Raw genomic sequence first — 23,335 nt, 5'->3', positions numbered from 1 at the left:
CGTACTCGATGCGATCATGGGCCGGTGACACAGCCAGTCGATTCTGCTCGACACCGGTGGCCACGTCGCGAATAGCACGGAGGGCCTGACAATGCAGACGCTTATGTTTGCGTTCGATGGCCTCGATCACGAGTGCCTCGAGCGATATTCGGACGTACTGCCCACGATCAGTCGACTGCGGCGAACGGGGACGATCGCTGCGCTCGATCCACCGGTTCCACAGTCGATCATTAGCGCCTGGACGACCGTCGCAACCGGCACCGAACCACACGAGCACGGGATTTTCGACAGTCACACGCGAGATGGCTATCCAGGGTCCGAACGGCCGGTCAGGCCAGCTGACCGAAACCGTCCATACGTATGGGAGTATCTGGCGAGCCAGGGTGCACGGGCGGTCGTGTGCGGGCTTCCAGTGTTGAACGAGGAGCAGTCGTTCGAAAGCTCACTCTCTCATCAGCAGATGCAAAATACGACACTGATACCCGGGCGAAACACACGTCCGACGACAACCACACCAGCCAGCCGTCCGTGGACGACTGCGGACGTACACTCGAGTCGCGACCTCGAGGTACTGCTCGAGCGCCGACGACGCGTCTGTCGAGACTGCCTGGAAAACGAGCCCTGGGAGCTAGCCATCATCCACGTACCGATTCTCACGCCAGGGTTACTCGCCCGAGTCACGAACGGAGATGGATCCAACCCGGAAACGGTTCGTCGACGAGCACTGCAGATCGCGGACGGGCTGGTCGAGGCGATAATCGAGTCGGTTCCCGACACCACGACAGTCATAGGCTGTTCACCGGCCGGGGTCCGGCACATCGACGGCTACGTGGTCCACCTCAACGAACTCCTCACTGGTGCCGGACTGCTCGAGCGAACTGACGCCGCGAAACAAACAGGGTTTACGAAAGCACTGAGGCGACTCACTGCTCCGTTCCGCGACATCGCACCCTCGGGTACCGTTTCGAATGGGGAAGACGGCCCCTACAGGGCACACGATGGGACAGCAACGTGGACCGTCTACGATTGGGAGCACTCGCGGGCGTTCTGTCCGAGTCCCACGGGCGGTGGAATCAGACTGAACGTAGCGGGGCGAGAACCCAACGGAACGGTCACCAACTCCATATATCGGGAGACACAGGAAGCCGTCATCGACGTGCTGGCAGACTGTCTCGATCCGGACGGAAATCCGGCGTTCGAGTTCGTCTGTCGACGCGACCACCTGTATCCGGGCCGTCCCCCGAGAGATGTCCCCGATGTGGTCGTATCGACTGCAGGGACGAACTGTACGATTTCGGGGGCGCCCAACCGGACACCTGTGAGCCGCTTTCGCGGTTTCGTTCGCTCGAGTCCCGGCCACTGTTTCCTTACCGGCCCCGCGGTTTGTGGAACCACGACACGTCGACTCACTGGAGCGGATATCGCTCCGATGGTGATGGCCTCGCTTGGTCGACCCGTTCCAGAGCGGATGACTGGTCTCGTTCCAGCAGCGCTGTTTCGGGATCGGGCGATTCGAGGATGCTATCGGCACGTCGGCGAAGGTCTCGGTTCCCTTCGGGAGCCCTCGATCACCGGGGACGAGGACTTTCGATTGTGATTGGCAGGTATCAGTGCGTGGCGTACAGAACCGGTCGGACGTCGCCTGAGAGGGGTAGTCGTCCTGGTCAGCGACCGTCCCGGTCCGTCACAAACCGCTAAACAGTCTCCCTATGAAACGCCTCGAGATCCGCTTCGCCCTCACGGGAGAGCAACGTCACGAGATCGTCGGATCTGATGGCCGTCCCGCCTCGAGGCGTCAAAACCGCATCGTCACGTTCGATGGCGACGACGAGGACGTCATTGGCGAGCAGACCGTTTCGGCCGGCCTCTTCGAGCGTGAGCCCTTCGATCGGTGCGCCCTTTGGAACCGTTACCTCGACGATTTCGGCACCGCCGGTCAGGCTAATATAATCTGAGAGGGGCTGGGGCTTCTCCTCGTCCGGACCGAAAGGCTGGTACGCCTGGTAGTGTTCGGCCTGGAGCAGGTCCTCGTCTTCGATGTCGATGCCGAGTGCGGCTATTTCCCGGGCGATTCGACGCAGGTCGCCAGTATCGGTGCCGACCGCGAGTACGTGGAGATTTCGGCGGCCAGTCATCAGTTCGCGGACGTTGATCACGCCGGGTACCAGTCGGACTTTGTGTGCAAGCCGTTCGCGGTCTTCGACCGGGGCGTTACAGAGATACAGATTTCGGAGTCGCCCGTCTCCACGTTCGAAGTCGACGTTCGCGTGGTAGCCCTCGATCACGCCCGCATCCTCGAGTTGTCCGATACGGTTTCGGATCGTTGCCGGAGAGACACCGACTTCATCGGCGATCATGGGTGCCGACGTCGACCTGGCGTCGTGCATCAGCGCGTGGATGATGCGCTTGTTGACCTCGTCGAGACGAATGTCCATACGATGCGTTTCGAGACCAGTAACAGGTTCTTTTCGTTTTACTCGATGGGGTAGTCGACGATATCGTCGTCCCCACAGTTGGGACAGGTCTTCGCCTCGGGAGTGACGGTAGTGCCACACTGGCGACACTCGTAGATGACAGCCCCGTTCTGGCTCGTTCCCTCCCCCGGTTGACTCGACGTGTCACTCGGCGACTCGTCGCCTTTCGACCCAGAAAAGAGAGTAGTAACGAATTCAGAAAGCGACATTGGTAGTTCCCCGTTCAGGACTTTCCGGAATAAGTATTTCGCCGTCAACGTTCGGTACACTTCTACAAGGTGCCGTTGAAACCGATTATAGACCCGCTTTCTTCATCAAGTTTCCATTCGGCGTCCGCTCGCTGACGACACCGCCAGACCAGTGATCGGTACTCGTTTGCCGATAGTAGCCATTGAAACGATTTACACCGTATCACGACGCAGTCTTACGAAAAGGTGTGCGATGATTTTCAATGGCTACTGCACCATCTCGAGTCGCGTTTGTATCGACGCTCGAGGAAGCGCAGACGCCGCGAGCGATGCTAACGGCACGTCGTAATCAAAATCGACGAACCGGGACCGAAAGGGCGCTCCTCGCCCCCTCACAAACGTCGACCGATGCGTGAACACGGGTTCCCGAAATCGGTTTCACGCATCCGTGCAGGTTGGGGAATCCACCAGAGGGTTCTCAGAAAGGCATCCGTAACAAAGCCCATCGCCAACCCAGGTGGACGGAGAGACGAATGGACGTTCTCACCCTCACCAACGCTCCCGAGGCCCCGTTTTTACAACAACAACTCGAGGCGCTCGAGGAACGGGGTGTGTCAGTGACGGTTCGAGCTGTCGGCGGCGACCCAACGACGCCCCAGTCTCGAGGCCCGGTGCCCTATCTTCGATTCTTCCGAACCGTCAGAGCGGAGCCCCTAGCCGAATACGATCTGATTCACGCCCACTACGGACTCACCGCACCGATGGCACTCGCCCAACGACAGCTCCCGGTGGTGCTCTCGCTGTGGGGATCCGACGTGCACGGCCCTGTCAAGCCAATCAGTCGTCTGTGTGCACCACGCTGTGACGAGGTGATCGTCATGTCACAGGCGATGGCCGATGCCATCGACAGGCCGTGTCGAGTGATTCCCGATGGTGTCGACATCGGAATGTTCGAACCCCAACCACGGGAGGCAGCACTCGAGGCGGTAGGCTGGTCAAAAAACGTGGCGAACGTCCTGTTTCCCTACGCGCCTGATCGGTCGGTGAAGAACTACCCGCGTGCCCGTCGTATTGTGAACGTCGTCAGGGAACGCCTCGAGAAACCGGTCCAACTACGAACCGTCTCGGGCGTCGACCACGAAGCGATGGTCACGTACATGAACGCAGCTGATTCCCTGCTGTTGACCTCACACAGCGAGGGCTCACCCAACTCGGTCAAAGAAGCGATGGCCTGTAACCTGCCGGTCGTCGCAGCCGACGTGGGCGACGTTCGTGAACGCCTCGAGGGAGTCGAGCCATCGACGGTGGCGACGAGCGACGAGGAACTGATCGACGGTCTCACGGAGACACTCGAGCGTGGGGTTCGATCGAACGGCCGAGACGCGGTCCGGGAGGTAAGCCTCGAGGCGACCACCGATTCGCTGTTGGAGGTGTACGAGGCAGTCGTCCGTGACGGGAACGACGATGACGCGGACGATCACCCGTCACAACACAGGGAAAATCCACCTCGAGCGTAGGACGCTCGCTGGCCGCCTCGGAATCCGAACGGGACACCGTGCTATCAGCCTCTGGGACAATTCATTTTTCGAAGGGTTACCGCATCGTTTCCGCTCCTCCATTATAACTACCAAAATCCTACTATCTTGGTGCGATAATACGATTAAAGGCAGATGGTCAGTCATCGGGCTATGACGGTGGCCGAGTCGCTCGAGTCACGAGACGGGTGACGTCAATGAGGGTCGCTTCCCGGCACACCGTTCGGCAACTTCGGCCATCGTCTCGACGCGAAGGTCGGTTTCCCGTCGTCGCTGCTCGAGGTACGCGAGAATAGCCTCCATCCGTTCGTCGTCCCGGGAGCCGGTCAGATTGTTCGGGTGTAACCAGAGATGACACACCTGGTCGTCGTCCCCATCGACGGCCTGGTCGATCCCGCGGCAGGCCGTTCGCACCATCGGGTCGCCCCAGATCGACTCGAAGAGACGGCGGTAACGGCCTTCGAAGCCGAACAGAAACAGCGACGCAGGGATGTCGACCAGCCCATATTCGTCGATACTCGGTCGCACCAGCAACGAGCGGTCGACGACCGCAGCCTCGAGGATTCGGTACACCCCTTCGGGGTGTGGATTGCGGCCGCGATAGGTCCGAAAGCCGTGTTCTGCGAGCGCCTCCCGGTGGCCAACGTCGTTTCGCGGGTAAACGAACGACGTCAGTTCGAGTCCCCAGTCGTCTGCCAGTTCGACCGCCCGCTCGAGTTCGGCGTCAGCGAGCGTTCGCGTGGTCCGTGGATCACCGAAGAGCACGTGCGAAAACGAGTGGCTAGCCAGTTCGTGGTCGACCCGCGACTCGAGCACGGCTTCGATCAATTCGGGGCCAAATCGAAGGTCGTGCCGGTCGGCCCATGTCGTCCGCTCGCGTTCGAACCACCCCGGTGGGGCAGGGTGTTCGGCGTGCTCGCCGTCGCAATCGGTAAGCATGAGGTGACCGACGACGGCCCACGTCGCCGGCACCGAATGTCGATCGAGTAGGTCCAAGAGCGTGGTCCAGCCACGGCGGGCGCTCTCGACGCGGTCAGTCGGCGGAGACTCGAGGTCGTGAAAGCCCCAGCCAAGTTCGGCGTCGATCGAGAGCACGACACTACCCACCGTGCTCACCGACGAATCGCGTGTCCATACACGGACCACATATCGTTAGTGAGGTTTGTTAATGAGCGCCTGATTGGTGCCTACTATCTCGATGCCCCATCGAACACCAGGACAGATCAGACGGCTGCGCCGACACGCTCGAGGAAGCCAGAGTGCATCGTTCGGAACCACGACAGGCGTGTCACGGTGACCGCAGAGAGCAGTGACTCCGAACAAACGGGCCCTGCAAACCGGCCGCCATCGGTCCGAACGAACTATCGAAAATCGTCGATTCGGCCAATCTCATACAGTCTGTTGTAATTTCACCAGCCAGGGACGAACCGGGGTGCTCGATGACCGGTAACCGGTAATAACACTCTCTCTCAGATATCGTCGAATCCGAGAGAGTGAATCGTTCGTGGTCGTTTCCACGCTGCAGTGACTGGATAACAAAGACTGCCGTGGGCTATCACCACGATAGCAGGCGTTTCACGCCTCGAGTGTTATCATGAGCGGATCTACACCGACGAAACCGTCGTCCGCTGCCGAGAGTGCGTTTGTCCTCGGGCTGGACGGCATACCCTGGGAGTTGATCGATCGCTGGACCGAAGACGGAGCGCTGCCAAATTTCGCCCGAATGCGAAACGAAGGGGCTTCCGGCCCCCTCGATAGTACGCGCCCCGCGACGACACCGCTAGCCTGGCCTGCCATTTCCACCGGTGTCTGGCCAGACAAACACGGTATTTACGGTTTTCAGAAGCTCTCGTCGTCGTACTCACAGCGGATGTACACGAGCCAGGACTGCACGCAGCCCCCTCTCTGGGAGCAACTCGATTCGGTGGCCGTCGGCAACGTACCGATGACGTATCCGGCGAACGAGGTCGATGGCGAACTCGTCACCGGCATGATTACGCCGTCGGTCGATCACGAGTTTACCCATCCGCCGGAGCTCGCCGACACGATCAAAGATCGAATTCCGGACTACAAGATCAGCCTCAACTATCCGGACTACGCGAATCGGCTGGATGACTTCGAAGACGCGGTGTCGGATATTTTATCAAATCGACGGGACCTCATGCGGCTCTTGCTCGAGCGAGCGAACGAACCCGAGCTCGTCTTTTTCGTTTACACCGCCCCCGACCGGTTCCAGCATCTCGTCTGGGACGAAGACCGCATCCTCGAGCACTACAAAGACCTCGATGACATCCTCGGCGAGGTCATCGAGTACACCGACGAACAGGGCGCGGACCTCTACGTCGTCTCCGACCACGGCTTCGGGCCTATCGAACGCCTGGCATATCCAAACCACATCCTCGAGCGAGAGGGATATCTCTTTCAGGAAGAGGACGACGGCACTCGTGGGGCACTTGCCAGCCTCGGCATCTCCCGCGACCGGGTTACGGGGGCCCTGAACCGAATCGGCATCTCGGAGAAGTTTCTTCTATCGGCGCTTCCTCGGCGTCTCGTCGACTCCGTAGCTGAACAGATACCCGGCCAACACGCCCTCTACGACGTCGATTACGAGCGCACCATGGCATTCGTTCACGATACGGGAACGCTCTACATAAATGACACCGACAGATTCGAAGACGGCGTGGTCGCTGCGGACCGACGTCCTGCACTGAGAACAGAGTTGCGAGAGCTTTTCGAGTCGATAACCGATGAAGACGGAGAGCGGGTGTTCGTCGTGTACGACGGTGCAGAACTGTTCCAGACCGACCCAAACGCACCGGACCTCGTGATCAACGGGACGGACAAATACGAGGCACGAAATGCTATCACGGAGACGGTCTTTGGCGATCCAAGTCCGACCGCTGCGAGCCACCGTGCCGAGGGAATCATGCTCTGTCGCGGCCCGTCTATCGAACCTGGCGGTACCATTCGCGGCGCTCGAGTCGTCGACGTGGCCCCGACACTGCTTCACGGCATCGGGAAACCCGTTCCATCGAACGCGGATGGCCGTGTGCTGTTCGACGCGTACCATCCCGAAGCCGAGCCAAGCGGGAGTAAAGTCAGACGCACGGAGATGGCCGAGAAGAGAGACGAACGAACTGTCGACGAGGATTTCTCCGGCGTCGAAGATCGGCTGAAAGGGCTCGGATACATGGAATAATCCTGGCATCGATATCCATTGTACGTAATCCCGGCGGCGAAATTCACTGTGGACACCAATCTCGAGTGAATTCCTGCCGGTGACATCGTCGTTACCCGGTGACACCGATGTTCGCAAACCGATATAATGGTTCGAATACGTACCTGGTAACGTAATGAAACCAGAGATTACAACAGCGGAAATTCGTCCGATAAACGCCACGAAATCGAATCATCCCACCACCCTCGAGGTAACAAACTAATGTTCGAAGCTGCCGGGGCTGACGTCGCGTTCTTGCTCGCTCGAGTGCTGTTCGGCGGGATTCTCGCGTTTATGGGGCTAAATCACTTTCTGAACCTCGAGTCGATGGCAGGCTACGCGGAATTCAAGGGTCTCCCCGCACCGAAACTCTCGGTCCTCGCAAGCGGTGGATTGCTAATTTTCGGTGGATTCTCCGTGATTGCAGGCGTTCTGCCAGCGATCGGAGCCGGAGCCCTCGCTCTGTTCTTGCTCGTCTCCGCCGTGAAGATGCACGACTTCTGGAACGCCGAGGGCGAAGACGCCCAGAACGAGATGACCAGTTTCCTCAAGAACGTTTACGGTGCGGGTGCCGCCCTCGCGTTTCTCGCAGTGAGTAACGCGAGTTGGCCGTACGCGTTGAATATCGGCCTCTAACCCGTTTTTGTTCAGCCGGTTCGGAGAGAGATCACACTCATTCGTCTCACTTCATCGACTCGAGGTGAGACGACGATACCCCGTTTTGGCGACGTTCCACGCCGGATACAACGTCGTGTAGACGGAGTGTGGGGCAGTTCTTGCGCCCGCGCGAAGCAGTCGATGATGGATTGGGGAGCCCGAGTTGTCCACGATTTCCGTGAGGTCGGCCCCCTCGAGCCATCGGAAGAATTCGCGTTCGGCCGGCGAGTTTGGCTCGGTTTCGCTGGCTCGGTTGCGGATGTCTTCCCACATATACCGTTCGTCTTCCCCGAGTATCCAGCGGCCCGTCTCGAGGCCATCGCGCATGGCGGCATACGACGACTCGTCGAACGGATAGCCGTGCTCGCTCGGCTCGAGGCCGGAGAGGCGAAGGCCCACGGCTGTTCGATAACACTTCTCGCAGTCGCCACAGTTCCCGTCCATGCGCACGTTACACGTTTGGAGTGCCAGCTCGGGGCACTCGGTTTCGACGTACTCGGCGATTACGTCCAGTCGTTCCTGGCGAGTCAGTTCGTAGCCGTCGTGATGACAACGGGTCCCAGCCCACCGAACGTGGTCGTCGATGTCGGGACGAGATCCCCATTCGAGGTCGATTCCCTCCCAGTGAGTGGCCGCCATGTAGATGTCCTCGAGACTACGGCTGAACGCAAGCGGGGCACACAGTCCGAGCAATCCGAGTCCGTGACCGACCGAACTGTACCACCCGCCATCGACGTAGCGTTTGAAATGCGCTAACAGCATGGGATGGTCGAGAAACGAGAGCATGTTGGCCGCTATGAACGCCGTCTCGAGGTCGCGTTCGGCGGCAAACCCACTCGTTCGCGTGCGGAGGTGTTCCCACTGGTGGTCGTCTGCGGAGTCTGGAGTAATCGTCCACCCTCGAACGCTGATCAACGTCGGCGCTTCGTCACGGTGTCGAACGTACGAGCACGTTGAGTCGACACCCCCGGTAAACAACAGACCGGCACTGGGTCGCGCTGGTTCATTGGACGAGTCGTTGGTCACTACAGACTGGTCTCCATCCGTCTCGTTCACTTGCCCCCTGTCGACTACCTCCTGTGCGTAGAGGTTTCCCCCCTCGAGAAACGGGTACATCTCGAGCATGTTCGCTTTGACGTCCTCGAGTCCTCGGACGAACGTCGCGTCGACCGATTCGACGTAGATGTCGGCCCCGGTGGCCCACGCAACGGGTGCAATTTGAGAGAGTGCCGGCAGACAGCGAATCGACTCCGGGACTGCCTCGAGCGAGGTACCTTCGTACGTGACCTCGAGTGGCGACCCGCTGAAAAACTGGGTCACCTCCCTCGAGGGACGAACTGTCGTTCGGAGGGTCGAACCGTCGACTGTTGACCTGTCGATATGTATCCGTGCCATCGTTCGTTGTGCCCGCCACCACAGGGGTTGCCATAAATACTGACAATGGTTGAACCGTCACGACATCTGGAAGGGGTGGCCTATAGTAGCTATTGAAAGTCATTGCACACCCTATCGCAAGCTTGCGTCGCCATAGGTGTGTACATCGTTTCAATTGCTACCATAGAAGCACGCAAGCCCGGCAAAACGAAGACTACGATGCACTGGTACTGAATATTTCTCGAGGAATATACGCTCCGAAGAGGAGTTTGAATAGCAAAAGTGCCCAAACTGTATAAAACACCGAAATCTGAACGACTCTCCCGGGAGTTTGCGGACTGAAACCGCTAAACGGAAGAACGATCGTTGCAAGAGCGGTGATTACGATTGCGCCCACTAACGCTAAACTGATTTTGGCTATTACGAGAAGCATCTCTTTTGGGTCTCGTGAGGTCATATCTATAGTTAGTAGATTGGTAGTAGATGGCCTGTATTAAATTTGAGTTCGATCGTGCGGATAGACGGACTGCTGGACACCACAATCAGACAGACGGAAACCACGGACCCTCTCCCGGGTTTCACGGGCAGGCCCAGTCTATACGACCAACCTTCCTCGGAGGTAGGACGGGTATAACAAACCCCGTCCGTTGCAACGCCAACTCCAATGGAGTATGCAGGTTCGCCAGTGATTCGAAAAGCCTCGAGCGGGAAGCAACGTCGACGACCGAGTGACTTTCGCCGTTCGCTACAGCTATGAACCGGACGATACTCAATACCGTCCTCGCGGTGGGTTTCCTCGCTCTGGCGCTCGCGATTGGCGTCGCTCGGCGGTCGCCGCCGTCGGGGTACGAGCCGTCGATTTATACTGCCACACCGACGCTCACCTGGCTGGGCGTCGGTCTCGCCCTGGCAATCGCGATTGGGCTGACGATCGGGACGCGAGGGCCATATCAGGTCGGGGCAATGGCACTCGGGGGGCTGACGGTAACGACCGTCGTGAGCATCCCAGTGATTCGTAACTATCACTTCCAGGGGATGGGCGACGCCCTCACGCACCTCGGCTGGGTTCGGGATTTCACGCAGGGTACGATGACACCCCACGAACTGTTCTATCCGGGGCTGCACTCGATCGCTACTACCGTCCACATAGCGGGTGGAATTTCGATGGAGCGAGCGGTGATTATGTCCGTTATTCTTCTGTTCGTTCCGTTCGTCGTCTTCGTTCCGCTCATTGCTCGAGCGATTACCGGAACCGCCGGTGCGGCCGGATTCGCGGCTATCGTCTCCTGGATGGTTCTACCGGTTAACAACGTCGCGACCCACATGGGACCGCATACGAACTCGAACGCGCTGTTCCTCGTTCCAGTGGCGCTGTTCGCGCTAGTTGCGTATCTGGGTCGGCGAGGTGGCCTCGAGCGGTTGCCCTTTGGCATCTCGCCGTTTACGTTTCTGCTCATCTTCGTGGGAGCGGGGATTCTGCTGGTACACCCACAGCAGATGGTCAACGTCGTCGTCGTGTTCGCAGCACTCGCCGGCGTCCAGATGCTCGCGAGCCTTCGTTCCGCGAACCATCCAATCTCGACGCATCCACGAATGCACACGCCCGCTGCGCTTCTGGGCGTGCTCTTCGTCCTGTGGGCTGCCGCGAACGAGCGTTTCCGAAGGGCGTTTTCCGGGCTGGTATATGGCCTTTTCGTGCAGGATATCGGTACCGGTTCCGAGGTCGGACAACGGGGTGGGTCGCTAACTGAAATCGGTGGCAGCCTCGTCGAGCTGTTCGTCCTTATGTTTCTCGTGGCAGCGATTATCGGTACCATAGCCGCCCTGTTCGTCCTTTCAAACTGGCTCGGACGAACGCAACTCGATAGCGATGCTCGGGCGTACATTACGTACCTGGCACTGGCAACCGTGCCGCTTTTCGCCATGTTCATCGTGTATTTCTTCGGGACGCCGACGATGGCGTTCAGACAGGTGGGCTTCATTTACGTCCTCCTGACGATACTCGGCGGCATCGCGCTGGCACACCTGTTCGGCTGGCTTTCCGGCTTCCTGACGACCCCGGGTTCGAACGCACTCGCCGCCATCTTCGTCTCGGCGTGTCTCGTCCTCACACTCATGACGCTGTTTGCGTCACCGACGATCTATCAGCCGACCCAGCACGTCACCGAACAACAGCAGTTCGGCTACGACACGGCTCTCGAGACCCGAGCAGACGAACGACTCTTCGCCGGGTTCGGCTACGGAATCAGCCGGTATGGAGACGCCTACCACGGAACTGAGGCAGGGACCGAGATCAACTATGACGGTGGTGCAGGTGGACAGGTCCTAGTCGAGGAGTTCGAAGCCGGCAATTACAGTGGTGCCTATCACGGGACAGACTACTACTTCACCGTGAGCGCCTACGACGAGACGCGTGAACTCGAGGTGTATCAGGAACTTCATCACTCCCGTGAAGCCCTCGAGTCCATCGAACAGGACCCCGGTGTCAATCGACTCGTCTCGAACAACGAATTCAGGATGTACGAAGTTGAAGGAGAGTAGACGACACCATATCCAGGGAGAATACGTCGGGCCGTCCTCGTCATCGTATAGCGATCGACATCCTCTTTGCTCCTCCTTTGCCAAGCAAAATGGGAGTTCGACGGAGTACTCAGCTACACGCTTGTATGAGGAAAAGCGACCCCGACCTCTCTACAACTATTTACAGGCGGAGCAAACCGGAGCGGTTCACGAGTCCGAATCGACGAGTTCGGCATTTGCAGCACACGCCTGGTCGATGGACGGAAACGCAGTCAACATCTCGATGGCGTGATTTTCGTCGAACCCACCGGTAATGAAAAGGTACTCCCCGACGATGACGTAGGCGAGTTTCTCCGCGTGGGACGAATCGGCGTAGAGTATATTTCGCGAGAGCTGATTTTGTTGAAACGGCGGTTCTTCTACGCGTCCAACGACTGTGTTCACGTCCGTCGAGCCACCCTCCCTGAACGTTCTGCTCACCCGTTCGACGCCGACATCCGTTCCACTTCCACTTCCAGCGTTCGAGAGGCCATCGACGTCCGCTTCGGTTGGCAGCAAAGCCTCGAGATCGTCCGTGTCGGGCGCACTACAATCTTCGAAGCCCTCGAGACGGTACCCTTCGTCGCCGTTTTCCGAGTCACCGGCATCCCCCGAATCCTCGTCATCACTGGTGGCGTCGTCAGAAGCATCATCGCCGAATAGCGCGCCATCGTCACCGGTTGACTCGTCGCTAGCGTCATCATCACTACTCAAACAACCACTGATAGTGACCGTCGAGAGACCGGTCGCAGCAAGAAGCGTTCGCCGTTTCATAGCAGATATTTGAAAGTTAGTATCATAAACCTATCCATACATCACTTCAAACGGCCACACCGCTCCGTAACCCATGCTTATTTCGCCGACACCCTGGGTTCGACGAAAGTAATGATTGCTGTACAATAATGCTATTATTTTGTGAATACAGCGTATGTTTCTAATGATTTTCTGTAAAATCATTGCCTTTGATACGGAAAGGTTTATGTGCGAAAGCCCAGGTTACGCAAATGCATGGCGCAGAATTCTCGCACTACCGATGTCGAACCACAGATTACTGCTCGTAACGAGCGATTATCCCGCCGTTCGTACCTTCGCGCTGCGGGTTCGCTCGCTGCGGCAACCGGCCTGGCCCTCGGTGCAGTTGGCACGGCTGCTGGTGACGACGGCGACTACGAGACCATCACCCTCGACAGCGGTGAGGATCGGTTAGTGTCCCTCGAGGACGGCGAAACCCTCGAGAACGTCTTATTCGACTGTACGGCAGCCGGTGCGCGCGTGACGATCGCGGCTCACGCTACCGACTGGACGATCCGAAACGTCGGTATCAAAGGTGAGTTCGATGTCGGTGCACCGGATGCAGCGTTCGGTATTTCTGATCTCGACGGCGGTGAAAGTACGATCGAAAACGTCTACATCGCCGACGGTGCCGTACACGGCTCACAGGCAACGGGTGAGACGGCGTTCTGGGTCAGCCCTGAGCACAACGGACACATCGATTTCCGCCACGTGAACGTGCAGAACTTCCCAGATAACGGAATCTACGCTTCTGCGCCCGGTGGAAACGGTGGCGGTACCGTACACATCGACGAGTGCTACGCCGCGAACAACTACGTCTCGAACTTCCGAATCGGTTCGGCCGGGAGCGCTGTCACGAACTCGAGCGTCCACGTCGACCGCGACGGATACGGTGGCCGCGGTATCTGGGTCTGGTCGCCCGGCACCTGCGAAATCGATAACTGCCAACTCGATATGAACGGGCATAACTACGCGATCGACGTGGGTGCGAACGGAAACGGGACCTCCCTGACGGTGACCGAGACGGATTACAGCTCGGACTTCCACGGCGGTCTCAACGAGAAATTTGGCTCGAGCATCGAAATCGATGACAGCGTCGGCACGAATCCGGAGCCGGAGATTCCTGACGGCGTCCCAGAGACTCCTGAAGCAGCTGCCAGTGGGGACGAAGGTACCTCAAGTGCGGACACTGGTCCATCGTTTACCTGGTTCGGGTTCTGAATCCACCACCCACTCGGCAACTCGCGAACGACGCAACACGGCCTCCGCTGACGACACCCTCCACTTGAACCCTCGGTGACCGGTCTCCGCTGACAACATCCCACTGGACGCACGGACCTCCACCAGCTCTCCGGACTCTCTGGGTCCGCGTATCATTTGCAATTTATTATCAAAACCTTCCTGATAGCGCTTGCTTTCCCCTCACATTGTGACCTCGTTGATGAGAAGGTGACCAGGCTCGAGCGGGCTTTTGCGGTAATACACTGTTACCGCCCCTATTTCCATGCCCTAATGGTCATATCTGTATGAATGTATAGAGATATTGTTATTGCCTGTCGTTCCGACTATATCGAGTGTCTGTAAATTTAATTCATTAGTTTAAAGAAAGATTTATGCCGGTATCCTCAAATTACCTGATTGCATGGCACGCGACGTTTCGGTATCGGATGATAGTGATACGAGCGGTAATCGACCTGAAACGACTGAAATCGACGGTAATAGCGGATTACTCAACCGACGGGGGTACCTCAAGCTCGCCTCCGCGAGCGCGCTGACCGGTGCGGTCACAACGGCCGCTGCCGGTCGCGCCAGTGCGTCCGGGTATGACGAGATTACCGTCGGCGCAGGTGAACGACGCGTGATTCGCGTCGGCTCGAACGAGACGCTCGAGAACCTGTTGATCGATTGTACCGCTGACGAGGCCAAGGTTGTGATCGCCGCACACGGGACCAACTGGACGATCCGAAATGTGGGTATCCAGGGTCGCGTCGGGCAACACGACGCCGTCTTTGGCCTCTCCGACCGCCGTGGAAATACATCGACGATGGAGAACGTCTATCTCGGTGACGGGGCAGTCCACGGCCACCGAATGGGTGTTGGCATCTGGGTTGCCCCACAGCATACCGGTCACATCAACATCGACCGCGTGAATATACAGGAGATGGGTGACAACTCGTTTTATTGTTCGGCGCCGATGCACAACGGCAGCGGTGGGACCGTCGATATTAGTAACTGCTACTCGCGAGACTCGTGGGTATCTCATTACCGTCTGGGCGAAGGCTCAATTACGAACTGTACGGCGGTCAATACGAGCAGATACAAAAACGGACGTGGCGTCTGGGCGTGGGCACCCGGAACCGTCCACGTCGACAACTGTCACCTTGCGATGGGTGGCCGTCACTACTCCGTCGTCGTCGGTGCAAACGGGAGGTCTTCCGCCGTTCGAATGACCAACACCCAGTACGACACCGGCTTCAATGGCGGATTCAGACGTCCGGGCGGGTCGATCAATATGGCCGGTGGCAACGGGACGTCACCACGTAACGTCGTTCCTGACGGTTGTCCGACGTCAGCTGTGGAGGCCGCCTCGGGAAATTCGAACGACGCGTCGGCGGAACCCGAAACCACGAGGCTATCAAACGTTATCGTGGTCGACGGGCGTGAATCAGACACCGACACCACTGAGTACGCGTTCACGACGACAGGCGATATCGAACCCAGCACAGACGAAAACGCGACTATCGACGCCGAAGCAACCGTCGACGGAAACTACGCGGAAGGCGTCGTCGCCAACTATCTCGACGCGTTCCGATTCGACGGCGAAATCGAGACGCTAACGGTCGATGGCGGCGCGGCCGTCCGCGTCAACGGCGTCGAAATCGACCCTGACGATATCGACGACGTCCTCGAGAACTTGCTCCTGGTCGAAGGCGCAGATGCAGATGTCAGCCGGTACGAGTTCGTCGTCGATGGACACGTCGAAAGCTCGAACGCCCAGGGTGCGACGATCGACGACGGCCTCGAAATCGAGGACGGACACGTCCAGGGCACCGTCGCGAACTGGCGCGATGCGTTCCGGTTTTCCGGTTCACTCGAGCAGGTAACGGTCGACGGACCGGCGACGATGTCGGTAAACGGCGACGTGATCGACCCAGCCGACTACGGAGCGGACCATCCACACGTCCTCGAGATCGAGGGAACGGGTGAACCCGCGAGTTTCGAGATCACGGTCGACGGCGACCTCGTCTACGACGGGGACGATCCGGCCGAGAACGTCACGATGGTCTCTGGCACCACAGCTCAGAGTTCCGTGACGGACAGCACCCAGCGATTCCGGTTTTCGGGCGCGCTAACTGACGTTTCCTTCACCGACGGTGAAGCGAACGTGACACTCGATGGCGAACCGCTCGAGATCGAAGACGCAGGCGACCACGAACTCCTCCCACACGCCATCGTCATCGACGGAACGAACGCGTCCGGACCGGCGGTATACTCGTTCCGGGCGAGCGGCGCAGTCGTCAAATCCGACTACCGGAACGCCTCGATCAACGAGGAAGACATCATCGATGGCAGAACCGTTCGCGGCGCGGTCGGCAACTGGCTCGACGCCTACTGGTTTGCCGGCGATCTCGAGGATTTCAAGCTGTTAGGCGACGCCGCAGTCGACGTGATCTACAACGCTCGAGAGCAGTAACGCGTCCTCACCGGCGGTAACGTGCGACGAACGAGTGTAAAAGCGAGAGGAGAAATACCACGAGGGCGAAAAATAGCAACGTTTTCACCGATCCGGCGAGCACTCGAGTGCATGAACTTCTTCGACCGGTTGCACGACCGGATCGTCACCGTCGATAGCGTCGTGAGCGTCGGCCTCGACCCAGATCTGTCTCGGATTCCCGATCACCTACTCGACTACGACCTCCCGCGCTGGGCGTTCAACCGCCGTATCATCGACGCCACCCACGAACACGCCGCCGTGTTCAAACCGAACGCCGCCTTCTACGAGGATCCCGACGGGTGGGCCGCCCTCGAAGAGACCATCGCCTACGCACACGGAAAAGGTGTCCCTGTCTTGCTCGACGCAAAGCGCGCCGATATCGGCAATACGACCCGAAAATACGCCGAAATCCTCGAGCGAGTCGACGCGATAACCGTCAACCCCTACATGGGCCGTGACTCACTCCAGCCGTTCCTGGCGAACGAAGAGGCCGGAGTGTTCGTCCTCTGTCGCACCTCCAACCCCGGCGGCGCTGATCTACAGGACCTCGAACTCGAAACCGGCGAACCACTTTACGAACGCGTTGCCGCGCTTGCCGACCTCTGGAACGAAAACGACAACGTCGGCCTCGTAGTGGGGGCAACGAAGCCCGAAGAACTCGAGGAACTCCGCGAACAGGTACCCGAGCTGCCGTTTCTCGTCCCCGGCGTTGGAGCCCAGGGCGGAGATGCAGAGGCGGCCGTCGAATACGGACTCGCGGGTGGCGTTGGGTTAATCAACTCCTCTCGCGGAATCATCTTCGCCGGCGAAAATGCCGGTGAAGACTTCGCAAAGGTGTCTGGACAGGCGGCCAAACGGCTGCAAGACCGGCTCAACGAGCATCGACATTAGTCCCCTCCCAAACGACGAACCGCCTTCAGGCTTCAGGCTCCTGGCAGTGATCCGAAGCGACACGGCCAACGACTGCACCGTCAACGACCGGTCCAACGACTTCCACTTCGATCGGTCCCGCCGGGGGAATCTCCTCGAGTGCATCGAGGTTTTCCGTCACGGCAATCGGCACTGGAGTCGCTGGATACGGATGGGCGGCGAGTAATCGTCTATTACCTCGTGCCTGTGCGTCCGCCGTTGGCTCGAGTTCAACCTCGAGACAGAACTGTTCACCCACACCGAGCGAGCCACTGACGAGATCACGTATCGAGGTCATAGCCGATGAATGTCCACGTCAGTGTTGCTATCGGGCTTCGCAGTTTTCACACAGGTCGTACACAGCCCGTGAGACTGGTCGAAGTGGGCCGTACAGGCCAGCGTCCCGCAGTTCGAGCACTGGTATTCGGCCGGTCGCGATTCACAGATCTGACAGAGGCCGGTGATGCTCATACCCGACGTACGGACTCTAGGTGTATCAATCAGGTGGGGAATCGACAGGAATGCCGAAACGTCCCCAGTGCTCTTCGGGAACTCCGATGTCGAAGCCGGCAATCGCACCCATCGCCGTACCCTTTAGGAGCCTCGAGCCACTATAATCCCTGTGCGTCAGTCTCCAGTCGTCTTGCTCATGGCCGCCTCGTTTGCAGCCATGACGGCACTGCTCGCCATTGGAGCCGTCGTCTCCGGTTCACCCGTCGCGTTTTTCGTGGCGGTTCCGCTCGGAGTGACCGCCTACTTCATGTACTATCACGGCAGCGGCAAACTACTCGAGCGACTGCACCGTCGAGAGGAGCGCCGGCAAGCGGCTGACCAGCGGCGCCGCCAACAGCGCGCGACCGGTCAACGTGGCGGGTTTGGGGCCGGTCCACGCCAGCGTCGTGGCCCGCGAACCCGTGGCGAACGTGAAGCGCGTTTTGGCTCACAGGGCCGAGTAGGATTCGGGGCACACGACCGCTACGACTCCCGTGATAGAGCGCCCTCGACGTCGGACGGCCCCACTCGAGCGGAAGCACGAACGGTGCTGGGTGTCGATCCGACAGCCGATCAATCGTCGATAAAACAGGCCTACCGCGAGCGCGTCAAAGACACCCATCCGGACCGTGGGGGCGACGAAGACGAGTTCAAGCGAGTGACGGCCGCCTACGAACGACTGCGAGCGAAGTAATGAGTGGTAGCTCCCCTCGCCGACTGTGCTATTTTGTGACATTCGACGCGAAAGCTTTTGCCGTGTGAGTCGCTACCAGCGTCTATGAGCCGTGACCGGGCTCTCCTCGAGCGAGCCCTGGAACGTGGCGAACAGGACGGTGGAAACGTCGAGTTCAAAGAACGTCTCCTGCAGTCGATTCACCTCGAGGGGGGTCGACGCGAGAGTCTCGCCGCACAGCTTCGACACCGCGTACTGTCGGGCGACGGCGAGGCGACCTACGTCGTTGGTGTGACCGACGATGGCGGCCTCGCTGGAATCGACCCCGATACCTTTTCGGAGTCCATGGACGTTCTCTCGTTGCTCGCCGAAGAAGCCGACTGCCACATCGAAGACGTACAGACCTGGGGTGTCAAAGACGGTCTCGTCGGTATCGCTCAGATACGCGAAGGCGCCGTCCTCGAGACGGACGACAAACACATCGTCATCGGGACAGCCGGCCACGTCGACCACGGCAAGAGCACGCTGGTTGGCTCGCTCGTAACCGGCAGACCGGACGACGGGGATGGGGCCACTCGAGCGTTCCTCGATGTCCAGCCACACGAAGTCGAACGTGGTCTCTCCGCGGATCTTTCGTATGCCGTCTACGGGTTCGACGACGACGGCCCCGTACACGTCAGAAATCCCAACCGAAAAGACGACCGGGCACAGATCGTCGAGGAGGCCGACCGACTGGTTTCCTTCGTCGACACGGTTGGCCACGAACCCTGGTTGCGGACGACTATTCGCGGTCTCGTCGGGCAGAAACTCGATTACGGCTTGCTCGTCGTCGCCGCCGACGACGGGCCGACCCGAACCACCCGCGAACACCTCGGTGTCTTGCTCGCGACCGACCTTCCAACGATGGTCGTTCTCACGAAAACGGATATCGCCAGCGAGGAACAGATCGAATCGGTCGTTCTCGAGATCGAGCGACTCCTTCGAGAGGTCGGAAAGTCGCCGTTGCGAATCGCCCGCCACGGCGTCGACGCCGCCGTCGATGAAATCGGCGATACCGTCGTTCCCATCGCTGAAACCAGCGCAATCACGATGGACGGGCTTGACGTACTCGACGAACTGTTCGAGCGCCTCCCCAAAACGACCCGTGACGAAGGCGAATTCCGCATGTACATCGACCGGAGTTACGCCGTTACTGGCGTCGGCGCCGTTGCCTCGGGAACGGTCATGCGCGGATCGGTCGAAGCCGGTGACAAACTCCTGTTGGGACCCATGCCTGACGGAACCTTCCGCGAGGTCGAAGTGCGATCCATCGAAATGCACTACCACCGCGTGGACCAGGCCCAGGCCGGTCGAATCGTCGGTATCGCCCTGAAAGGCGTCAAAGAACCCGAGATCGAACGCGGCATGGTATTACTCCCAGCCGACGCAGACCCCGTGCCGGTTCGGGAGTTCGACGCCGAAGTCATGGTCCTCAACCATCCAACCAGGATCGGTGACGGCTACGAACCCGTCGTCCACCTCGAGACGATCGGCGAAGCAGCCGCGTTTTCCCCTGAGAACGGCCGCCTCCTCCCCGGTGACAGCGGCATCGCACGCGTCCGCTTCAAATTCAGGCCGTATCTGGTCGAACCCGGCCAGAAGTTCGTCTTCAGAGAAGGGCGGAGTAAAGGTGTCGGAACGGTAACCGACGTCTATCCAGCCAATTGATCATCCCCTTCCCGAGTTACATCGAAAGCACCGGCACTGACTCGAGTGCTGCCAACGAGGACACCCTAAAGGTTGGTTCAGGCCCGGATACCCTCGTCGTCTCTCCGCCCCGACCATCAACGGGGACCCACACTGACGGGACACCTGCAGCTTTGGCTCCGGCCACGTCACTCGTGAGCGAATTGCCGACGTAGAGCGCCTTCTCCGGCGTGATATCGAGGGCCTCGAGTGCAACCTCGAACGGTTCCGGGTCCGGCTTCGGGGCAGTCTCGTATCCCGCACAGACCACCGGTTCGAAGGTCTCAGTCAATCCCAGCGCAGCCAACTTCTCTGCTTGCATCGCCGGGTCACCGTTCGTGATCAGACCAAGTCGATACGACGCCTCGAGGGTATCGAACACGTCCGGGACGCCAGCCAGTGGGTCGACCGCTCGCTGATCCCGTTCTTCGTTGAACGCCTCGGCGACGGCGATTCCAACTTCTCGATCTACACCCGCCTCCACAGCGAGATCGCCGAAACACTGCCGATGGAGATCACCGATACTCGAACTCGAGGCGAGATAGTCTCCGTACCGTTCGGGATACGCAGCGGGGTCGAAGACGGGATCGACGCCAACGCGTTCGAACGCACACTCGAGGACCGTCTCTGCGGACCGCCGATATCGGCAGATCGTATCGTCGAGATCGAAAAGAATCGCTTCAGGCGGATGTGACATACTCTCGAATGCGGGGAGATAGTGTAAAAGCCGTTCGAACGCAAGTGATACCAGTTCGCGTACGGCCTCGGCCCTCGGGCAGAACCTGACCCCACGCCGCCACTGCTACTGGTTCGGCCTCGAGTCAGCGACGGTGTATCCGGCAGACTCCACTACAGCCAGATCGAACAACACAGCCCAGTCGAGGATTCGTGCGACCCGTTCACCCCAGATCTCACGTAGTCGATTTCGATGTTTGTGCTGTTCGTACTGCGGTATCGATTCGCGAAATCGATCGAAAACCGCGTCAGCCGACAACGGTTCATTGGCCGCCTCGAGGAGTTCGAGAATCCGTTCGACGCCGTATACTCGGCTCACAAACGATTCGCGCAGACGCGAACGCTCCGCCGGATTGCTCGGTGCTGGTCGCCCACGGACGCGATGGAATCCCGTCGGCCCCTCCGTTGCCAACTCGAGCGCTCGCAGGAAGGTCAGCCACGTTCGAGCCTCATCACGCGGTGAAATCTCCGTCTGGCGCATGATCCGGGCACAGCAGTCGTCCTCCGTCCCCGGAACTAACGGGACGGCAGCCTGCACCGTCTCGAGGTAGTCGACCGATTCAGGTGCTTCGGGAACCAGTTTGAACTGCATAGGCTCAAGCAGGATTTTCATCGAGTCCGAACGATTCGACGAGGATATCCTCGCGTGTTTCACCGTACACGTAGGTGCCACCGCCGAGTACGTCAACGGTGACTTTTGCCGGCCCGAAGAGGTCGGCCGCAGTCTCCTCGAACGACCAGTCCCGGTCGTCGAAGATTTCGACGAACGGCCTCCCATATTCGTCTCCTGCCGTCGAAAGCAGTTGCTCGAAGCCGTCGAACGGCTCCCGGACGACCAGATGTGCCGTCCCGCCGTATGCAATCGCATCGTTCGTCCGGCCAATTGCCGTCTCCTCGTCGTCGGCAACCGGCGGAACCGGCGCTCGGCCCGTCACGGAAACGATATCGAGCGGATCGTAGCCCAGTTCGGAGAGGTTGAACGTCACCAGTTCACCGACTCGAGCCGCGTTTGTCACGCTGCCGACGACGCTCGCCGTCGGATACGCGAGTAAAAAGACACCGCTCGACTCGATTTCTGCCCGCGAGGCAACCGCCTCGGCTGCGGCCGCCGTCGGCATCTGGGTCGTCTCGAGTGTCAGTGCCGTCAGGTCGAACGCATCTGTGTACTGAAGCTGTCGGAACTCCTGTTCCTCGGCCACCAGCGCTCGAGCCGGGCCGCTTCCAAGTCCTTCGAAATCATCGGTCTGCAGTTCCCAGCCAGCCTTTTGTGAACCCAGATATGCCAGCCCTGGCTGGTCCGTCGACAGTTCGATATACGGTATGGGCGCACCACCCAGTTCTCCGAGATCACGCCCCGGTGTCGCCAATCCTGCGGTTTGAATCTCCGTACACAGTAGTCCCGCTTCGATTCCACCATCGAACTCGAGGCCGAAATCGAGTACCGTCGCCTCGTTCTCGAGTTCGTACGCCCCCACATTCAGCTCCTCGGCGAACTCGAGGGCCTCGTCGACCAGTTCGATCGCCATTCGGTTGAGACTCTCCATGCCACGGGTTACAGCCTCCCCCTTCAAACAGTTTATCTAATAGGGATCGATGACACCCTGGAAAAAGACAGTCATCACAGAATTGTTTCTGTCCTTATTCCTCAGCAGCTTTCGACTCTTTGATGTCCTGCAGTTGCCCCAGCAAATCGTCCGTCGACGCACCAGTTTCGACCGTCATCTCCCCCTCGTGGGCGTTTTCGTGAACGTTCACCGCTTTCTCCTCTCCGTCGTCCTCATCCCGATTCTGGTGTCGCTGTTCGGATTCATCGTAGCTTCCAAAACCCATACTCAGTATCGAGTACTTACCCACTTGAATCCGGCGATGGCCGCCGCTTCCTGGCATTTTGTTTGACAGTCCCGGTCCGAATACTGTTCTCGATACCGAACGGGACGGCACACTCACCTCGAGTCGAGCGCCTGATCGAAGTGTCCTACCATGTGATTCCATTGAACCAGCCAGTCTTCGGATCGGCTGTACCGACAGTAGCCAGTGAAAGGCAGTGTACACCCCATCCCAAGACTGGATCGCGGTCGGGTTGTACACCGTTTCACTGGCTAGTATTTTTCTCGTGATCGGTCACCAGGTATCGTGAGTATTGGTACGAGTCTCCATCGACCGTATCATTGCCTGAAAAGTGTGTCATCCGACCGTCACCACGCGTGTCGATTCGCGGTCAAGTGGGCGACTACGATTGCATGCCCTCTTCATCTGCCTCGAGTAAAATGCAAAAATCCCCACAGCTCTG

General features: G+C 59.1%; 22 protein-coding genes. 11 read left to right on the top strand and 11 right to left on the bottom strand.

Going from position 1 to position 23,335, the window contains the following annotated elements:
* Positions 1-91 precede the first annotated feature (91 nt).
* Entirely contained in the window at positions 92-1,597 is a 1,506-nt protein-coding gene (locus NLK60_RS02680) for an alkaline phosphatase family protein (protein WP_254809358.1), read from the top strand.
* Between the two features lie 97 nt (positions 1,598-1,694).
* On the opposite strand, the gene NLK60_RS02675 is transcribed toward NLK60_RS02680, so the two are convergent.
* Both NLK60_RS02675 and NLK60_RS02670 read right to left on the bottom strand, forming a co-directional pair.
* On the bottom strand, positions 1,695-2,435 hold the full coding sequence (locus tag NLK60_RS02675; RefSeq protein WP_254809357.1) for an Lrp/AsnC family transcriptional regulator: 741 nt from the start codon (positions 2,433-2,435) through the stop codon (positions 1,695-1,697).
* 38 nt (positions 2,436-2,473) lie between these two features.
* Entirely contained in the window at positions 2,474-2,683 is a 210-nt protein-coding gene (locus NLK60_RS02670; protein WP_254809356.1) for a zinc-ribbon domain-containing protein, read from the bottom strand.
* A gap of 242 nt (positions 2,684-2,925) precedes the next feature.
* Here NLK60_RS02670 and NLK60_RS02665 point away from each other — a divergent pair, with 242 nt between their 5' ends.
* Positions 2,926-3,078: a hypothetical protein gene (locus NLK60_RS02665; RefSeq protein WP_254809355.1), complete on the top strand. Its 153-nt coding sequence runs from the start codon at positions 2,926-2,928 to the stop codon at positions 3,076-3,078.
* Between the two features lie 117 nt (positions 3,079-3,195).
* Positions 3,196-4,179 carry a glycosyltransferase gene (locus NLK60_RS02660; RefSeq protein WP_254809354.1) on the top strand — a complete coding sequence of 328 codons (984 nt, stop codon included), beginning with the start codon at positions 3,196-3,198 and terminating at the stop codon, positions 4,177-4,179.
* A gap of 195 nt (positions 4,180-4,374) precedes the next feature.
* On the opposite strand, the gene NLK60_RS02655 is transcribed toward NLK60_RS02660, so the two are convergent.
* Complete coding sequence (locus tag NLK60_RS02655; protein WP_254809353.1) at positions 4,375-5,313, bottom strand: polysaccharide deacetylase family protein; 939 nt, start codon at positions 5,311-5,313, stop codon at positions 4,375-4,377.
* Positions 5,314-5,791: 478 nt separating this feature from the next.
* On the opposite strand from NLK60_RS02655, the gene NLK60_RS02650 reads away from it, so the two are divergent.
* On the top strand, positions 5,792-7,396 hold the full coding sequence (locus tag NLK60_RS02650; RefSeq protein WP_254809352.1) for an alkaline phosphatase family protein: 1,605 nt from the start codon (positions 5,792-5,794) through the stop codon (positions 7,394-7,396).
* Between the two features lie 240 nt (positions 7,397-7,636).
* Positions 7,637-8,050, top strand: a complete 414-nt coding sequence (locus NLK60_RS02645) for a DoxX family protein (protein WP_254809351.1) — start codon at positions 7,637-7,639, stop codon at positions 8,048-8,050.
* 51 nt (positions 8,051-8,101) lie between these two features.
* On the opposite strand, the gene NLK60_RS02640 is transcribed toward NLK60_RS02645, so the two are convergent.
* Complete coding sequence (locus NLK60_RS02640; RefSeq protein ID WP_254809350.1) at positions 8,102-9,466, bottom strand: hypothetical protein; 1,365 nt, start codon at positions 9,464-9,466, stop codon at positions 8,102-8,104.
* A 732-nt stretch (positions 9,467-10,198) separates the two neighbouring features.
* On the opposite strand from NLK60_RS02640, the gene NLK60_RS02635 reads away from it, so the two are divergent.
* On the top strand, positions 10,199-11,986 hold the full coding sequence (locus tag NLK60_RS02635; RefSeq protein ID WP_254809349.1) for a DUF6541 family protein: 1,788 nt from the start codon (positions 10,199-10,201) through the stop codon (positions 11,984-11,986).
* Between the two features lie 186 nt (positions 11,987-12,172).
* Here the strand turns inward: NLK60_RS02635 and NLK60_RS02630 are convergent, their stop codons facing one another.
* The gene (locus tag NLK60_RS02630) at positions 12,173-12,778 is read right to left on the bottom strand and encodes a hypothetical protein (RefSeq protein ID WP_254809348.1); all 606 of its coding nucleotides are present in this window, start codon (positions 12,776-12,778) and stop codon (positions 12,173-12,175) included.
* Positions 12,779-13,012: 234 nt separating this feature from the next.
* Here NLK60_RS02630 and NLK60_RS02625 point away from each other — a divergent pair, with 234 nt between their 5' ends.
* From NLK60_RS02625 to pyrF, 3 genes are all read left to right on the top strand, one after another.
* A complete protein-coding gene (locus NLK60_RS02625; protein ID WP_254809347.1) occupies positions 13,013-14,017 on the top strand; it encodes a hypothetical protein in 1,005 nt (334 codons plus the stop codon).
* A gap of 421 nt (positions 14,018-14,438) precedes the next feature.
* Entirely contained in the window at positions 14,439-16,490 is a 2,052-nt protein-coding gene (locus NLK60_RS02620) for a right-handed parallel beta-helix repeat-containing protein (protein WP_254809346.1), read from the top strand.
* A gap of 111 nt (positions 16,491-16,601) precedes the next feature.
* Positions 16,602-17,402 (top strand): orotidine-5'-phosphate decarboxylase, encoded by an 801-nt coding sequence (gene pyrF, locus NLK60_RS02615; protein ID WP_254809345.1) that lies wholly within the window; start codon positions 16,602-16,604, stop codon positions 17,400-17,402.
* A 25-nt stretch (positions 17,403-17,427) separates the two neighbouring features.
* On the opposite strand, the gene NLK60_RS02610 is transcribed toward pyrF, so the two are convergent.
* Both NLK60_RS02610 and NLK60_RS02605 read right to left on the bottom strand, forming a co-directional pair.
* A complete protein-coding gene (locus NLK60_RS02610) occupies positions 17,428-17,718 on the bottom strand; it encodes a hypothetical protein (RefSeq protein WP_254809344.1) in 291 nt (96 codons plus the stop codon).
* Positions 17,715-17,891 (bottom strand): zinc finger HIT domain-containing protein, encoded by a 177-nt coding sequence (locus NLK60_RS02605; RefSeq protein ID WP_254809343.1) that lies wholly within the window; start codon positions 17,889-17,891, stop codon positions 17,715-17,717. Before NLK60_RS02605 ends, NLK60_RS02610 begins: the two co-directional genes overlap by 4 nt.
* Positions 17,892-18,042: 151 nt before the next feature.
* On the opposite strand from NLK60_RS02605, the gene NLK60_RS02600 reads away from it, so the two are divergent.
* Positions 18,043-18,606, top strand: coding sequence for a J domain-containing protein (locus NLK60_RS02600; protein ID WP_254809342.1), 564 nt, complete (start codon positions 18,043-18,045; stop codon positions 18,604-18,606).
* A gap of 84 nt (positions 18,607-18,690) precedes the next feature.
* Positions 18,691-20,292: a GTPBP1 family GTP-binding protein gene (locus NLK60_RS02595; protein WP_254809341.1), complete on the top strand. Its 1,602-nt coding sequence runs from the start codon at positions 18,691-18,693 to the stop codon at positions 20,290-20,292.
* Between the two features lie 16 nt (positions 20,293-20,308).
* On the opposite strand, the gene NLK60_RS02590 is transcribed toward NLK60_RS02595, so the two are convergent.
* The 4 genes from NLK60_RS02590 to NLK60_RS02575 all read right to left on the bottom strand — a co-directional run bounded on the left by NLK60_RS02590 (position 20,309) and on the right by NLK60_RS02575 (position 22,875).
* Positions 20,309-21,007 (bottom strand): HAD family hydrolase, encoded by a 699-nt coding sequence (locus NLK60_RS02590; RefSeq protein WP_254809340.1) that lies wholly within the window; start codon positions 21,005-21,007, stop codon positions 20,309-20,311.
* A gap of 105 nt (positions 21,008-21,112) precedes the next feature.
* Positions 21,113-21,637 (bottom strand): double winged helix-containing putative transcriptional regulator, encoded by a 525-nt coding sequence (locus NLK60_RS02585; RefSeq protein WP_254809339.1) that lies wholly within the window; start codon positions 21,635-21,637, stop codon positions 21,113-21,115.
* A 4-nt stretch (positions 21,638-21,641) separates the two neighbouring features.
* Positions 21,642-22,589 carry a methenyltetrahydromethanopterin cyclohydrolase gene (gene mch / locus NLK60_RS02580; RefSeq protein ID WP_254809338.1) on the bottom strand — a complete coding sequence of 316 codons (948 nt, stop codon included), beginning with the start codon at positions 22,587-22,589 and terminating at the stop codon, positions 21,642-21,644.
* A 94-nt stretch (positions 22,590-22,683) separates the two neighbouring features.
* On the bottom strand, positions 22,684-22,875 hold the full coding sequence (locus NLK60_RS02575) for a DUF5786 family protein (protein ID WP_254809337.1): 192 nt from the start codon (positions 22,873-22,875) through the stop codon (positions 22,684-22,686).
* Positions 22,876-23,335: the final 460 nt, after the last annotated feature.

Source organism: Natronosalvus amylolyticus (genome assembly GCF_024298845.1).
Taxonomy (GTDB): domain Archaea; phylum Halobacteriota; class Halobacteria; order Halobacteriales; family Natrialbaceae; genus Natronosalvus; species Natronosalvus amylolyticus.
The sequence above is the reverse complement of the archived record's forward strand: the minus strand, read 5'-3'. Positions and strand labels throughout refer to the sequence as shown.

Bases quoted from the DNA above. Each gene is read 5' to 3' on its own strand.
- NLK60_RS02680 (WP_254809358.1), top strand. From the start codon at position 92: ATGCAGACGCTTATGTTTGCGTTCGATGGCCTCGATCACGAGTGCCTC.
- NLK60_RS02675 (WP_254809357.1), bottom strand. From the start codon at position 2,435: ATGGACATTCGTCTCGACGAGGTCAACAAGCGCATCATCCACGCGCTG.
- NLK60_RS02670 (WP_254809356.1), bottom strand. From the start codon at position 2,683: ATGTCGCTTTCTGAATTCGTTACTACTCTCTTTTCTGGGTCGAAAGGC.
- NLK60_RS02665 (WP_254809355.1), top strand. From the start codon at position 2,926: ATGGCTACTGCACCATCTCGAGTCGCGTTTGTATCGACGCTCGAGGAA.
- NLK60_RS02660 (WP_254809354.1), top strand. From the start codon at position 3,196: ATGGACGTTCTCACCCTCACCAACGCTCCCGAGGCCCCGTTTTTACAA.
- NLK60_RS02650 (WP_254809352.1), top strand. From the start codon at position 5,792: ATGAGCGGATCTACACCGACGAAACCGTCGTCCGCTGCCGAGAGTGCG.
- NLK60_RS02645 (WP_254809351.1), top strand. From the start codon at position 7,637: ATGTTCGAAGCTGCCGGGGCTGACGTCGCGTTCTTGCTCGCTCGAGTG.
- NLK60_RS02640 (WP_254809350.1), bottom strand. From the start codon at position 9,466: ATGGCACGGATACATATCGACAGGTCAACAGTCGACGGTTCGACCCTC.
- NLK60_RS02635 (WP_254809349.1), top strand. From the start codon at position 10,199: ATGAACCGGACGATACTCAATACCGTCCTCGCGGTGGGTTTCCTCGCT.
- NLK60_RS02630 (WP_254809348.1), bottom strand. From the start codon at position 12,778: ATGAAACGGCGAACGCTTCTTGCTGCGACCGGTCTCTCGACGGTCACT.
- NLK60_RS02625 (WP_254809347.1), top strand. From the start codon at position 13,013: ATGGCGCAGAATTCTCGCACTACCGATGTCGAACCACAGATTACTGCT.
- NLK60_RS02620 (WP_254809346.1), top strand. From the start codon at position 14,439: ATGGCACGCGACGTTTCGGTATCGGATGATAGTGATACGAGCGGTAAT.
- pyrF (WP_254809345.1), top strand. From the start codon at position 16,602: ATGAACTTCTTCGACCGGTTGCACGACCGGATCGTCACCGTCGATAGC.
- NLK60_RS02610 (WP_254809344.1), bottom strand. From the start codon at position 17,718: ATGACCTCGATACGTGATCTCGTCAGTGGCTCGCTCGGTGTGGGTGAA.
- NLK60_RS02605 (WP_254809343.1), bottom strand. From the start codon at position 17,891: ATGAGCATCACCGGCCTCTGTCAGATCTGTGAATCGCGACCGGCCGAA.
- NLK60_RS02595 (WP_254809341.1), top strand. From the start codon at position 18,691: ATGAGCCGTGACCGGGCTCTCCTCGAGCGAGCCCTGGAACGTGGCGAA.
- NLK60_RS02590 (WP_254809340.1), bottom strand. From the start codon at position 21,007: ATGTCACATCCGCCTGAAGCGATTCTTTTCGATCTCGACGATACGATC.
- NLK60_RS02585 (WP_254809339.1), bottom strand. From the start codon at position 21,637: ATGCAGTTCAAACTGGTTCCCGAAGCACCTGAATCGGTCGACTACCTC.
- mch (WP_254809338.1), bottom strand. From the start codon at position 22,589: ATGGAGAGTCTCAACCGAATGGCGATCGAACTGGTCGACGAGGCCCTC.
- NLK60_RS02575 (WP_254809337.1), bottom strand. From the start codon at position 22,875: ATGGGTTTTGGAAGCTACGATGAATCCGAACAGCGACACCAGAATCGG.